Source organism: Nocardioides humilatus (assembly GCF_008373755.1).
Classification (GTDB): domain Bacteria; phylum Actinomycetota; class Actinomycetes; order Propionibacteriales; family Nocardioidaceae; genus Nocardioides; species Nocardioides humilatus.
In genome coordinates, this window is sequence record NZ_VUJV01000003.1 from 909,369 (window position 1) to 922,650 (window position 13,282).

Annotated in this window: 11 protein-coding genes and 1 pseudogene; 6 read left to right on the forward strand and 6 right to left on the reverse strand. The window is 66.8% G+C overall.

What is annotated here, in order from left to right:
• Window positions 1-32: 32 nt before the first annotated feature.
• From F0U44_RS23820 to nrdR, 4 genes and pseudogenes are all read right to left on the reverse strand, one after another.
• Window positions 33-134, reverse strand: a pseudogene (locus tag F0U44_RS23820) (DUF2510 domain-containing protein); the annotation flags it as partial.
• Window positions 135-265: 131 nt separating this feature from the next.
• Complete coding sequence (locus F0U44_RS12260) at window positions 266-1,129, reverse strand: hypothetical protein (RefSeq protein WP_149728551.1); 864 nt, start codon at window positions 1,127-1,129, stop codon at window positions 266-268.
• A 381-nt stretch (window positions 1,130-1,510) separates the two neighbouring features.
• On the reverse strand, window positions 1,511-4,417 hold the full coding sequence (locus tag F0U44_RS12265) for a vitamin B12-dependent ribonucleotide reductase (protein WP_149728552.1): 2,907 nt from the start codon (window positions 4,415-4,417) through the stop codon (window positions 1,511-1,513).
• A 119-nt stretch (window positions 4,418-4,536) separates the two neighbouring features.
• On the reverse strand, window positions 4,537-5,031 hold the full coding sequence (gene nrdR, locus F0U44_RS12270; RefSeq protein WP_149728553.1) for a transcriptional regulator NrdR: 495 nt from the start codon (window positions 5,029-5,031) through the stop codon (window positions 4,537-4,539).
• A gap of 430 nt (window positions 5,032-5,461) precedes the next feature.
• On the opposite strand from nrdR, the gene F0U44_RS12275 reads away from it, so the two are divergent.
• The 4 genes from F0U44_RS12275 (at window position 5,462) to F0U44_RS12290 (ending at window position 8,086) form a co-directional block, all read left to right on the forward strand.
• Window positions 5,462-5,977, forward strand: coding sequence for a hypothetical protein (locus F0U44_RS12275; RefSeq protein ID WP_149728554.1), 516 nt, complete (start codon window positions 5,462-5,464; stop codon window positions 5,975-5,977).
• Between the two features lie 123 nt (window positions 5,978-6,100).
• Entirely contained in the window at window positions 6,101-6,433 is a 333-nt protein-coding gene (locus F0U44_RS12280) for a hypothetical protein (RefSeq protein WP_149728555.1), read from the forward strand.
• A 301-nt stretch (window positions 6,434-6,734) separates the two neighbouring features.
• Entirely contained in the window at window positions 6,735-7,322 is a 588-nt protein-coding gene (locus F0U44_RS12285) for a DUF6318 family protein (RefSeq protein ID WP_149728556.1), read from the forward strand.
• A gap of 335 nt (window positions 7,323-7,657) precedes the next feature.
• Window positions 7,658-8,086, forward strand: a complete 429-nt coding sequence (locus F0U44_RS12290; RefSeq protein ID WP_149728557.1) for a PKD domain-containing protein — start codon at window positions 7,658-7,660, stop codon at window positions 8,084-8,086.
• Window positions 8,087-8,228: 142 nt separating this feature from the next.
• On the opposite strand, the gene F0U44_RS12295 is transcribed toward F0U44_RS12290, so the two are convergent.
• A complete protein-coding gene (locus F0U44_RS12295; protein WP_149728558.1) occupies window positions 8,229-8,570 on the reverse strand; it encodes a LysM peptidoglycan-binding domain-containing protein in 342 nt (113 codons plus the stop codon).
• Window positions 8,571-8,808: 238 nt separating this feature from the next.
• On the opposite strand from F0U44_RS12295, the gene lexA reads away from it, so the two are divergent.
• Window positions 8,809-9,492, forward strand: coding sequence for a transcriptional repressor LexA (gene lexA, locus F0U44_RS12300; RefSeq protein WP_149728559.1), 684 nt, complete (start codon window positions 8,809-8,811; stop codon window positions 9,490-9,492).
• Window positions 9,493-9,512: 20 nt separating this feature from the next.
• The gene (locus F0U44_RS12305; RefSeq protein WP_149728560.1) at window positions 9,513-11,075 is read left to right on the forward strand and encodes an MXAN_6640 family putative metalloprotease; all 1,563 of its coding nucleotides are present in this window, start codon (window positions 9,513-9,515) and stop codon (window positions 11,073-11,075) included.
• A gap of 89 nt (window positions 11,076-11,164) precedes the next feature.
• Here the strand turns inward: F0U44_RS12305 and F0U44_RS12310 are convergent, their stop codons facing one another.
• Window positions 11,165-13,264: an ATP-dependent DNA helicase gene (locus F0U44_RS12310; protein ID WP_149728561.1), complete on the reverse strand. Its 2,100-nt coding sequence runs from the start codon at window positions 13,262-13,264 to the stop codon at window positions 11,165-11,167.
• Window positions 13,265-13,282 lie beyond the last annotated feature (18 nt).

Consider the following 13,282-nt stretch of genomic DNA (forward strand, 5'->3'; position numbering starts at 1 on the left):
CTCACGGGCGCCGCGGGCTGCTGCGCGGGCGCATTCCGTGGGGCGAAGTGATGCGTCCACTGCGAACCGTCCCAATACCGCACGCCATCGGCGCCATGTGGATCTGGATACCAACCCGCAGGATGCTCATTCACGGCCAGACCCTAGGGCGAAGGTCCAACTTTAGGTTTGGATTCGCGAAGCTCGCCTGCCACCGGCAGTCGGTTTGCTTCCGCGTGGGTGCCGCTTGGTCGGTCGGCTACGACGCGACCAGCGTCAAGGCCTTTCAACCAACCGGGTCCGTCAGCCGGATAACCACGCGAGCAGGCTTGCCTGCGAGGTCGTCCAGGTAGAAGGAGCATCCAAAGACGCTGGTGGCCGAGCGGCGCGGGACGACGCCGCCTTTGGCGACTGTCACTTCCTCCTCGCTGCTGTGGCTCTCGTCGAGGAGGAAGCCCGTATTGTCGAAGACCTGAATGAGCATGTCGGGCCTAGTCACCTGGAAGTCGTCCTGCCTTTCCAGTGGCTTGTCAGTGTCGAGTTGCCATTCGCTGTGGGCCGCGGCTGCGGCCATCAGCTCGTCCCCTGTACCGAGGGGGTGAACGGACTGGATCATGACTTCCAGTTCTTCCTTGTCGCGGATTCGCGCGACTACTTCCGTGGGTTCAGTGCGCACGCCTCGAAGAGTGGTGTGGTCCATGACTTCTACCGGAACGTTCTTCCACTTGCGCCCGGGTTGCAACCCTGTCGGGAGGTCAGTCCAGTCGAAGGCACCGATCCAGATGTACAGGTCGTCGGCCTTTGGTCGCTTCTTGGTCTCCCAATGGTGTGACTTTTCGGAAAGCAACTTGGGCGCTCGAACTCCCTTGAGAGTCTCAGCGATGGTGACATAGGCGTAGTTGGAGATCGGTCCCGCGGTCTGGGAGCGCAGCTGCCAAACGACATTCGGGACGTAATCGGTACCGGAGTGCCGGACGGCCCACGAGTCGGGATGGAACCGGAGTTCGGCGGAGAGTGAAATTTCGCTGTACGCGCAGTCGCCGTAGTCATCAACCTTCATCCGAACGGCACAGTTTGCGACCTCCCATCCAAGGACCGACAGTGCAGCCTCGTCAATCTCGATGGCGAGCGGTAGAGCCTTCTTGGACACAGGGACCTCCTGCACGAGGGTGGCTGGGGGACTTTGAGCTAAACAAACCAGAGTCGCGAGCGCACCTGCCCACGTTCCGGCGTTCGCATACCTTGCCAGGATCCTCCGACAACATGAAGCAAAACGGCTCTCCGGTCGGGGCGCACAGGCGCGCCGGTGCCTTGTCAGGTCAGACAAGAACCGAGTGCCGCCTTTCTCCACCACGCAGAGTAGGCATGGCACAACGTTGGTGTTGAACGGGAAGGCCCACGCGAAGCCCTTCCGCCCTGGTATTGCCTCGTGCTACCCGACCGAATCGTGTGCGTTGCACACTCGAATTGGCAGTAACGCCCAAGGGCGACCACCCAACCGGGTGACCGCCCTTCGGCGTACTGGCTTGGATCAGCTGCAGCCGCTGGTGCTGCCGCAGCCCTCACACACGTAGCAGGAACCCGCGGGCCGCATCTTGGTGCCGCAGGTCATGCAGAGCGGGCTGTCGACGGCATGGCCGGTGATCTGCTCGAGGAGCTCGGCGCTGGTCCGAGCCTGGGGGGCGTTGGGGGCCTTGTCGGTGATGACGATCTCGGCCTCCTCGATGTCCTTGGTCTCGAGGCTCGCTGCGCTCGCACCTCGACCAGCGGACGGCTGGGCGATGGGCGTCTCGATGAGCTCGGACGCCGAACCGGTCTCCTCGATGGGCTCGTAGCTACCCGTCTCCAGGTGGCGCTGGCGTTCCTCGGCGGAGTAGATGCCCATGGCGGAGCGCTCGTCGAAGGACATGTAGTCCAGGGCCAGGCGGCGGAAGATGTAGTCCATGATCGACTGGCTCATCCGCACGTCGGGGTCGTCGGTGAGGCCGGCGGGCTCGAAGCGCAGGTTGCTGAACTTCGAGACGTAGGTCTCCAGCGGGACGCCGTACTGCAGGCCGATGGACACCGCGATCGAGAAGGCGTCCATCACGCCGGCCAGGGTCGAGCCCTGCTTGCCGAGCTTGAGGAAGACCTCGCCGAGCGAGCCGTCGTCGTGGGCGCCCGAGGTCATGTAGCCCTCGGCACCGCCGACCGTGAAGGACGTGGTCCGCGAGACCCGCGACTTCGGAAGCCGCTTGCGGGTCGGGGCGTAGACGACCTTCTCCACGACCTTCTCGATGACCGCGGAGGCGGCCTCGGCGGCGTCCGCAGCGTCCTTGGTGGCCTTGCCGCCACCGTCGGAGAGCGGCTGACCCACCTTGCAGTTGTCCCGGTAGATCGCGGTCGCCTTCAGGCCGAGCTTCCACGACTGGAGGTAGATCTCCTCGATCTCCTCGACCGTGGCCGACTCCGGCAGGTTGACCGTCTTGGAGATCGCGCCCGACAGGAACGGCTGGCAGGACGCCATCATCTTGACGTGACCCATGGGCTTGAGGGCCCGGGCACCCATCGCGGTGTCGAAGACCTCGTAGTGCTCGGGCTTGAGGCCGGGCGCGTCAACCACGTGACCGTGCTCGGCGATGTAGGCGACGATCGCCTCCACCTTCTCCTCGTCGTAGCCGAGCTTGGTGAGCGCCCGCGGGATCGTCTGGTTGACGATCTGCATCGAGCCACCGCCGACGAGCTTCTTGAACTTGACCAGCGAGAAGTCCGGCTCGATGCCGGTCGTGTCGCAGTCCATCATGAAGCCGATGGTGCCGGTCGGCGCGAGCACCGAGGCCTGCGCGTTGCGGAAGCCGTTGGTCTTGCCGAGGTCGACGACCTTGGCCCACTCCTCGGTCGCGAGCTTGTGGGTCTGGGCGTCGGCGATGTGCAGCGTGCGCACCTCGTCGTTGGCCGCCTGGTGCTTGCGCATCACGCGGTTGTGCGCCTCGGCGTTGCGGGCGTATCCGGCGTAGGGGCCGACGATCGCGGCGAGCTCGGCCGAGCGGCGGTAGGACGTGCCGGTCATCAGCGAGGTGATGGTCGCGGCCATCGACCGGCCACCGTCGGAGTCGTAACCGAGACCCATCGCCATCAGCAGCGCGCCGAGGTTGGCGTAGCCGATGCCGAGCTGGCGGTAGTCGCGGGTCGTCTGGCCGATCGGCTCGGTCGGGAAGTCGGCGAAGCAGATCGAGATGTCCATCGCGGTGATGATGAACTCGACGGCCTTCGCGAACAGCGGCGCGTCGAAGGTGTCGTCTTCCTTGAGGAACTTCAGCAGGTTGAGCGACGCCAGGTTGCAGGAGCTGTTGTCGAGCGACATGTACTCCGAGCACGGGTTGGACGCGGTGATCCGGCCCGTCTCGGGGTTGGTGTGCCAGTCGTTGATGGTGCCGTCGTACTGCAGGCCCGGGTCGGCGCAGGCCCAGGCGGCCTCGCTGATCTTGCGGAACAGCGTGCGAGCGTCGACGGTCTCGATGACCTCGCCTGTGGAGCGCGCGCGCAGCCCGAACTCGCTGCCGTCCTCGACCGCTCGCATGAACTCGTCCGTCACGCGGACCGAGTTGTTGGCGTTCTGGTACTGGACCGAGGTGATGTCCTTGCCGCCGAGGTCCATGTCGAAGCCGGCGTCACGCAGGGCGCGGATCTTGTCTTCCTCGCGCCACTTCGTCTCGACGAACTCCTCGATGTCGGGGTGGTCGACGTCGAGCACGACCATCTTGGCCGCGCGGCGGGTGGCGCCACCGGACTTGATGGTGCCGGCCGAGGCGTCGGCGCCGCGCATGAAGGAGACCGGGCCGGACGCAGTGCCGCCGGACTTCAGGAGCTCCTTGGAGGAGCGGATGCGGGAGAGGTTGAGGCCGGCACCGGAGCCGCCCTTGAAGATGAAGCCCTCTTCCTTGTACCAGTTGAGGATCGAGTCCATCGAGTCATCCACCGAGAGGATGAAGCAGGCCGAGACCTGCTGCGGGGACTCCGTGCCGACGTTGAACCACACCGGGGAGTTGAAGCTGAAGTACTGGTGCACCAGCAGCCAGGTGAGCTCGTGCTCGAAGACCTCGGCGTCGGCCTCGGTGGTGAAGTAGCCGTGGTCGATGCCGGCCTTGGTGTAGGTCTTCACGACGCGGTCGATCAGCTGCTTGAGGCCGGTCTCGCGCTGCGGGGTGCCGACCGCGCCACGGAAGTACTTCGTCGTGACGATGGTGGAGGCGTTGACCGACCAGAAGTCGGGGAACTCCACGCCGCGCTGCTCGAAGACGGTCTCGCCGGTCTTCCAGTTGGTCTGGACGACGTCACGACGCTCCCAGGTGAGCTCGTCGTAAGGGTGCACGCCCTCAGTGCTGAAGACACGCTCGATCGTCAGACCGGTCCCCTCAGTCGACTGAGTGTTGGTTGCGGAGTTGGCCGTCTCTGTCACTTCATCCCCCTGGCTGGGTCCGGTGTGGTTTCCAGTGTTGCTCTGAGCGCCGACACTTCGACGCCGGAGTTTGGTGCCCGGGCAGGCAGCTTCCCCACTCCCTGCCCGGGCGGTCTGTGTCAGCCCGTAGGGGCTGGGAAGGGTGCCACTGGGTCAACAACCGCAGTGGCTCGCTCCATCCGCAACATGGCGATTTCTGCCTCGAAATCGTCGGCGGAGTCGAAGGAGCGGTAGACGCTCGCGAAGCGGAGGTAACCCACCTCGTCGAGCTTGCGGAGCGGCGCGAGGATCGCCAGGCCCACCTCGTGGGCGGCGATCTCCGGGCTGCCGGCGAGCCGGAGCTGGTCCTCGACCTCCTGGCCGAGCAGCGCGAGGTCGTCGTCGCTGACCGGACGGCCGTTGCACGCCTTGCGGACGCCCGAGATGGCCTTCTCGCGGTTGAACGGCTCCGTCGCGCCGGAGCGCTTGATCACCGTCAGCTGCATCAGCTCGACGGTCGTGAACCGCTTCTCGCAGTCCTGGCACACCCGCCGGCGGCGGATGGAGCAGCCGTCGTCGGAGACCCGGGAGTCGAGGACCTTGGTGTCCTGGTGCTTGCAGTAAGGGCAGTGCACGGGACGGTCCTCCTCTCATACGGGATGCTGCGGGCGCGCGAAAGAAGGCCCTCTCGCGGGCCGACCCCTGTGGATAACGGGAGCTCTAGCTGTGCACTTCTTCCACCGGTCTGTGAAGCAACCTGTGGAGAACTACATCGTTGTAACTACTAGATGTAGTGGTGACCCTACGCCCCCACCACTAGGGGTGCAAGTGGAGTCATAGAAGTGATCAAAGAAATGTTGCTTGGGTCACGTTCGCGCAGGTCAGAGCACTCTTCGGGAGGCGGATTGGGCGTGTCTCCCGGCGCGTCGCGGGTCTCAGAGTCGTCTCAACACCAGTCCAAATGGTTCAGATGGAGGATTCGGCGGAAGGGTTGCGTCACTAGCGTTTGACCCGGCCTCGGGGCCGCCTGCTTCGCCCCCTTTCACACCCCCCGTTTCTTGGATCATGCCGGAGGCTCTCATGTCCCACCGCCGTACTCGCCTGCTCATCGCCATCCCCTCCGCGGCGCTCATCGCCGTCTCCCTCGTCGGCTGCGGCGACGCCATCAAGGACAAGGTCGAGAAGGACCTCAAGGAACAGGGCGTCGACGCCGACCTCGACGACCTGGAGGACGGCCAGATCAACATCGACACCACCGACGGCGGCATCAGCACCGGCGAGCTGCCGAAGGACTTCCCGACCGACGAGGTGCCGATCGTCGACGGCGAGATCCTCGGCGGCACGTACACGAAGAACCCCGCTACCTGGAACGTCACCATCAAGGTCGACGGAGCCGGCGGCGACAAGAACGCAGCCTTCGACGACGCGGCCGACAAGCTCAGTGGCCTCGAGAACCCGACGGCGAAGACAGACAACGGTACGTCGATCTTCGGGCAGTACATCTCCGACTCCTACGTCATCGACCTCGCCGTGACCGACTCCAATGGCGTCGTCGTCAACTACACGGTCGCGCCGAAGTAGGTCCTTCCTCCCCCCGGACCACCGGTCCGCGGCCGCTCAGTAGTTGTGGGGACGCTGAGTGGCTGCGGGCCGGTTGGCGCGTCTGCCCTCCTGAGGCTTGGCGAGTCAGTCACAATGACCGCGATGAGCAGTGGCAAGCGCGCAGGAGCACGCCAGAAGCGGGGATTCCAGCCCGTACTGCTCCTCCTCGCGCTCGCGATCACCCTCTGCGTCCTCGCCTGGGGCTACCTCGTCTATGCCGCGATCGACTTCGGCTCCGAGGCTCGGTCTGAGGGCGGCGAGGACGGCGCATGGTTCTACCTGCTCGTCGCCGGGGTCGGTGCGGTCGCCTGTCTGTTCCTCGGGTTCATGCTCGTCGCGCGCTTCTCGCGGGCGATCGGGTGGACCGCCGCTCCCCCGCCGCGGGTGAAGCGGGATCCGGGTGCTCCGAAGGGTGGGAAGCGCGCCGCTCGCTGAGTTGGTGCGATCCCGTCGAGCGGCGGACGTCATACGTGCGGCGGGGCATAGGTCTCCTGGTGCATGACGTCGCGCGAGACGTCATGCGCGCGCGGAGGGATCAGTCGCGACGCGTATGACGTCCTGGCGCCCGAGAGCCCCGCGATGGCCCCGCGGATCGAGTTCTTGTCACCCGCGTGACAACTCAGCTGGCCTGTTTCCACAGCGGGCAAAGTCGACGTGTTCGGGATGGGTCGACCTGCGCTAGTTTCCCGGCTACCCGCCACTGAGTCTGGGCGGGGATCTATCTCGGGAAGCTCAAATGAACAGGTCCTTGCATTTGCGCGCCCTGGGGGTCGCTGCACTGCTGATCTTCACCCTCGCCGGGTGTGATGGCGACGAGGATCCGGCGGAGGCGGATACCTCGGCACCGATGCCTACTACCGCCACGACAGTGACCTCAACGCCCACCGTGGAACCGATGTTGACGAGTCCGGTCGAGCCCACGATGCCAGCCGCCGCGCTCGAACCTTCGAAAGCCGGCGCCGAGGCGTTCGTGACCTACTACTGGTCGGTGGTCAACTACGCGACGAAGACGGGCGAGGTCAAACTGCTTGAAGAACTGGACCAACCGGCCTGCGACACATGCCAGGCCGGCATCGATGGGATCGCAAAGATCTACTCGCGCGGCGGACGAATCGTGGGTGGCGACTACTCAGTCACGATGCTCGAGTCCGTCGAATCAGCAAGCGGTCGGTGGACTGTCGTCGCTCACACCTGGATCGACGAACAACGCGCAATACAGGCCGGGAGCCTCAACCACACATATCCAGCCGGTCGTGACAAGTGGCTGATGGCTTTGGCCCGCGTCGACGACTCGTGGAGTGTCTCGACCTTGGAGTCAGTGTGATGAGGGTCTGGCTTGCGGCGCTCGCGCTGATTGCCATCGCGTCCGCGCCGTCCTCGGCAGATGACGACACGACAGTCGCTGCCGACCCTGATCACGGGGCGTTCGGTGTTTCCTCACAGTCGACTTCCGATGCCTCCGGCAGTACAGCTCAGACGACCCACCACATCGGGACATACCACTCTGAACCGGCATGCCACGCGATCTGCACCGGCGATCTGACGTGCCCGGACGGCACATTTGCGATGCACAGTTGGATCGAACTTCCTAACGGTGCGACCACGGACGATTCGTTCTGGTGCCCGTCCGAGGGGCAACCACCCGTTACCGACGGTCTCGTGGCGATCGCGTTCCAGCGGATCCCCCTGCCACCCTCGACCTTCACGGTCCAACCTCCCGGCGGGAAGACGCTGGTCAACTTCGACACCAACTTCTTCACCCGACCGCCGAACCTGGACCGGACCATCCGTCTTCTCGGCCAGCGGGTGGACCTGAGGATTCGGGCGAGCTCGTACACCTGGCACTTCGGTGACGGGGAGTCGACCGCGACGGACAAGCCGGGGGCGCCGTACCCGCGCCTCTTGATCACGCACAACTACGTGCGGACGGGGCGGTACGCCACGTCGATGGATACGACGTGGGTGGCGGACTACCGCGTCGGCGGAGGCAACTGGCAGCCCGTGCCGGGCGGCGTCACCATCACTGGCTCCTCGGTCGGTCTTCGGGCGATCGAGGCGAGCCCGACGCTGGTCGGCTACGGGGGCTGACCAGCGACGGGAAATGTGCGAAGGGCGGGCCCGGGGTCATGGGCCCGCCCTTCGTCTTCCCCTTGGAGCCCGGGGAACGGGCTCCAGTCGTCAGCGAGGGTCGGTCGCGGACGAGGTATTCAGTTGTAGAACCGCGGACGCGTCACTCAGTGGGGACGCGGAGCTTCTGGCCGGCCATGACCATGCTCGAGTCGAGGCTGTTCATGTCCTGGATGCGGGCGACCATGTCGCCCACGTTGCCCTCGCCGGTGTTGGCCACGGCGTCGGAGGCGACGTCCCAGAGGGTCTCGCCGGGAGCGACCGTCACGATCTCCACCTGCTCGACGCCAGCATCCTGGGTCGCGGTGGAACCCGCGGCGAACCAGACGCCCATGGCGAAGGCGAGGAGCACGCCGAAGCCGAAGACCACGAGCCGGCCGCGACGGGTGAGTCGCACGGTCGGACGGGAGTAGCTGACGTGCGGGGCGAAAGTGATGGTGCTCATGGGGATGACCTCCGGGGAAGAGTTGGTCGGTGTGCTCGGGAGGAGTTGATCAACGGGGTCCGACACAAAGCGGCCGGGTCCGTTCGATCAACAGTTCGATCGAACACATGTACGACGTTAGATCAAGTGTTCGAACGATTCAAGGACCTGTTCGAAAAGATGTTCGACGGCGTGTCGCGACACGCCGGTTCGAACAGATGTTTGAAAGCAGCGCGTGATCGGCGTTACTGTCGAGGACATGGCGGACAAGAAGGTCAGGGAGCTTCCCGACGGACCACCCGACGCGACCGGGCTCACTCCTCGGCAGCTGCGCGTGCTGCAGCACATCAAGGACAGCATCGACCAGCGGGGCTACCCGCCGAGCATGCGCGAGATCGGCAGCGCGGTCGGCCTGACCAGCACCTCGAGCGTCGCCCACCAGTTGCGCGTGCTGGAGGAGAAGGGCTTCCTGAAGAAGGACCCCAGCCTCCCGCGCGCCCTCCAGGTCGTGCTCCCCGACTCGATGAAGCAGTCCTACGACGAGACCGGCTACGGCGACCACCACCCGGTGCCGACCAACGTGCCGGTCATCGGCCGGATCGCGGCCGGTGGCCCGATCCTCGCCGAGGAGCGCATCGAAGACGTCTTCCCGCTCCCCCGCCAGCTCGTCGGCGACGGCCAGCTCTTCCTGCTCGAGGTCAGCGGCGAGTCGATGATCGACGCCGCGATCTGCAACGGCGACTACGTGGTGATCCGCCAGCAGCCCACGGCGGAGAACGGCGAGATCGTCGCGGCGATGATCGACGGCGAGGCGACGGTCAAGACCTTCCAGCGCAAGTCCGGCAAGGTCTGGCTGCTCCCCCACAACGACGCGTTCGACCCGATCGACGGCACCAACGCCACGATCCTCGGAAAGGTGACCGCGGTCCTTCGCCGCGTGTAACCGCGACATAGGGTCGGGGCATGTTCCGACTCGGCGTCGCCGCCCTTCTGCTGTCCGCCCTGGTCGCTTCGCCGTCCGCCGACGCGACGACCAGCGCGGATCCGCAGCACACCAACCCCCGGGCCGCGCTCGCTGAGAAGGCACTCGACAAGGTCACCTCGCTGGTCGACAACCTGGACCAGACCGACGGTGACCTGACGTTGGCGCTGCGCGACCTGGCAGTGCTCAAGGGCTCGCTGCCGGCAGCGGAGCAGGCGCGGGCGTCGACGTACCTCTCGCGTCCGACGGCCAACCCCAATCAGTGCCCCGACTACGCCTGTTACGACCGGGGCGCGGCGGTGCACCGGGTGTGCACGGCGCGCGCGTGCGTCCACTACGTGCGCAAGACCGAGGACGCGGACAACGGCGTGCCCAGTGCCGACGAGGACCGTGACGGCACGCCTAACTACGTCGAGCGTGTGCTGGCGACGATGAGCAGCGTCGACCAGAAGTACGTCGACGCGGGCTACCGCCGGCCGCTCGGCGACGGGCATCGCGGTGGCGATGACCGCCCCGACGTCTACCTCGCGCAGATCGGCAACCAGTCGCTCTACGGCTACTGCACGACCGACGCCGACAACGTGCCGTCACACGGCGCGACCTGGGCCTACTGCGTGCTCGACAACGACTACGCGCGCAGCGAGTTCCCTGTGCACACGCCGATCCAGAACATGCAGGTGACGGCGGCGCACGAGTACTTCCACGCCGTGCAGTTCGGCTACGACATCGGCGAGGACGCCTGGTTCATGGAGGCGACCGCCACCTGGGCCGAGGACGAGGTCTTCGACAAGGTCAACGACAACGTCAGCTATCTGCCGATCGGGCCGATGGGCCACCCCGACCTGTCGCTCGACACCTTCCGCAACGGCTACTGGTACGGCGCCTGGATCTTCTTCCGCCACGTCACCGAGCACTTCCCGCAGTCCCAGGCCGGCATGCCGACCATCGTGCGCACGATGTGGCGCAAGGCCGACGCCGCCGACGCGGACGCTCCCAACCTCTCCTCCATCGAGGCGATCGAGGCCGCCCTCGAGGGCAAGGACTCGACGGTCGCGGCGCAGTTCCTCCGAATGGCGGCCGACAACCTCCACCCGCGTCGTTGGTACGACGAGGGCTCGCGCTACCCCGGCACCAAGGTCGACGGCACCTGGTCGCTCGGACCCGCCCTCACGACCAAGACGGCTCACGTCGCGGAGGACCACCTGACGTCGGCGTCCTACCGCTTCGAGCCTTCGGTGACCGGCCGCCAGTGGCGGCTGGGCGTAACCCTCGACCTGGCTCCGCTCGAAGAGGGCAGCGCGGCCGTCGTCAGGGTGCTGATGAAGGCCGGCGGCGTCCGCACGAACTTCGTGACCCTCTCCGACGAGGGCGACTTCACGGGCAACTTCCTCTTCGACTCCAACCGCGTGAAGGCGGTCGAGGTCACCGTGGCCAACGGCAGCACCCGCTACACCTGCGGCGTCGGTACCTCGTGGAGCTGCGAGGGCCGTCCGCTCGACCAGCGCGTTGCTCAGAAGATCACCGCCGCAGCACACCAGAACTAGACAGTTCGGTTTCGAACTAGTAGAACTGTCCCCGTGAGCCGGGGCGGACGCGGATTCCGAGACCTGCGGGGAACCGCCCCGGCTTCACATCAAGCCGAACCGGACAGCCGGCCGAGCGCCTTGCGAGCCACGGCCGGATCGGTCGTGGTCCACATCGGCGGCAGACTGGCTTTGAGGAAGCTGCCGTAGCGGGCGGTGACCAGCCTCGGGTCGAGTACGGCGACCAGGCCCTTGTCGCTGTGGGTACGGATCAGGCGCCCGGCACCCTGGGCCAGCAGCAGGGCGGCGTGGGTCGCGGCGACCTGCATGAAGCCGTTGCCGCCGGACTGGTCGGCGGCGCGCTGGCGGGCGCTCATCAGCGGGTCGTCGGGGCGCGGGAACGGGATCCGGTCGATGATCACCAGCTGGCAGGTGTCCCCCGGCACATCGAGGCCCTGCCAGAGGCCGAGGGTGCCGAACAGGTTGGTGTGGGGGTCCTCGACGAACTGGCGAGCGAGCTCGGGCAGTTGGGCGTCGCCCTGGGCGAGCGTCGTCAGGTGCGGGAGCTTCGTGCGGACGTGCTCGGCGGCGGCTTCTGCTGCGCGGCGGCTCGAGAAGAGACCGAGGGTACGGCCGTTGGCTGCGTCGACCAGCTCGGTGATCTCTTCGAGCTGAGCGGGGCCCAGGCCGTCGCGGCCGGGCTGGGGCAGGTGGCGGGCGATGTAGAGGATCGACTGCTTGCCGTAGTCGAACGGGCTGCCCACGTCGAGGCCGATCCAGGGTTCGGCGTCGTTGGCCCCTTCCGGCGTCTCAATACGCGGCTCGCTAGCGCTCGCCGCTACTCGACGAGCCAATGCGTCGCTGGTGTCCTTGGTTTCGAGGCTCGGCGCTGGCGCGCCTCGCACCTCAACCAGCGGACGGTGCGGGACGCGCTCGGAGGGCTTGAGGCCGACGGAACTCGCGATGGAGTTGAAGTCGCCGCCGAGCATCAGGGTGGCGGAGGTCATCACGACGGTCTTGTCGGCGAGGAGCTTGGCGCGGAGCTGGCTCCAGACCTGGAGGGGTGCGATGCAGAGGCGCGGAGGGAGGCGGTCGGTGCCCTCGGTCAGCCAGAGCACGTCGTAGTCGCCGTTGGCGGCCATCCGGTCGGCGGTGGCGAAGAGCTCCTGCACGGCGCCCTTGGCCTGGGTCAGGCCGGCGTCGGGCTCGTCCTTCGCGTCGGCCTTGGGGAAGGCGCTGGCCAGCGCCCGGGCGGCATCGCGCACCAGCGCGAGGGCGTCGGCGAGCTCGTCAGGCAACGCCTCGAACCGCCCGGGCTGCGCTTCAGCGATCGCCCCGCGCAGCACGTTGGCGGCGTCCTCGAGATCTCCCGCCGGGTCGTCCGTGTCGGTCCGCGTGTGCCGGGCCGCCCGCCGCGCTGCGCGCTCGACCTCGGAGGCCCACAGCTCGTCGGTCGCCGCCTGGGTCACCCGAGCGGTGAGCTCGTGGGCCTCGTCGATGACCACGACGTCGTACTCCGGGATCATCGGGATGCCCTCGATCGCGTCGATCGCGAGCAGGCTGTGGTTGGTGACGACCAGGTGGGACCGTGCGGCCTTCTCCTTGGCGCGCTCGGCGAAGCACTCCTCGCCGAACTGGCACTTCGTCCTGCCCAGGCACTCCCGTGCACTGACGCTGACCTGCCGCCACTCCTTGTCGGTGTGACGCGGAGCGGCGTCCTTCTCCCCCGAACCGCCCGCCTCGACCTCTCCCTCGGCCCACTCGCGCAGCTCGAGGACCTTCTTGCCCATCGCGCCCAGCGCGGCCTCGGCCTGGATCAGCTCGCCCTGGTCATCGGGCGCGCCCTCGCGCACCCGGTGCAGGCACGCGTAGTTGGAACGTCCCTTGAGCACGGCGTAGGTCGTGTCGACGCCGGCGACCCCGGACACGGCCTTCGTCAGCCGCGGCAGGTCGCGCTCGACCAGCTGGTGCTGGAGCGCCAGCGTCGCGGTCGCGATGACGACCCGTTTGTTGTGGCGCAACGCTGGGACGAGGTAGCCGAGCGACTTACCCGTGCCCGTGCCCGCCTGCACGAGCAGGTGCTCGTGCTCCGACATCGCCTCCGCGACGGCCTCGGCCATCGCGATCTGCCCCGACCGCTCGGCCCCACCGAGCGCCTCGACGGCCGTGGCGAGCGTCGCGCGCAACGCGTCGTGGTCGTCCCCGGGCATGCCCGGAACCCTAGACGC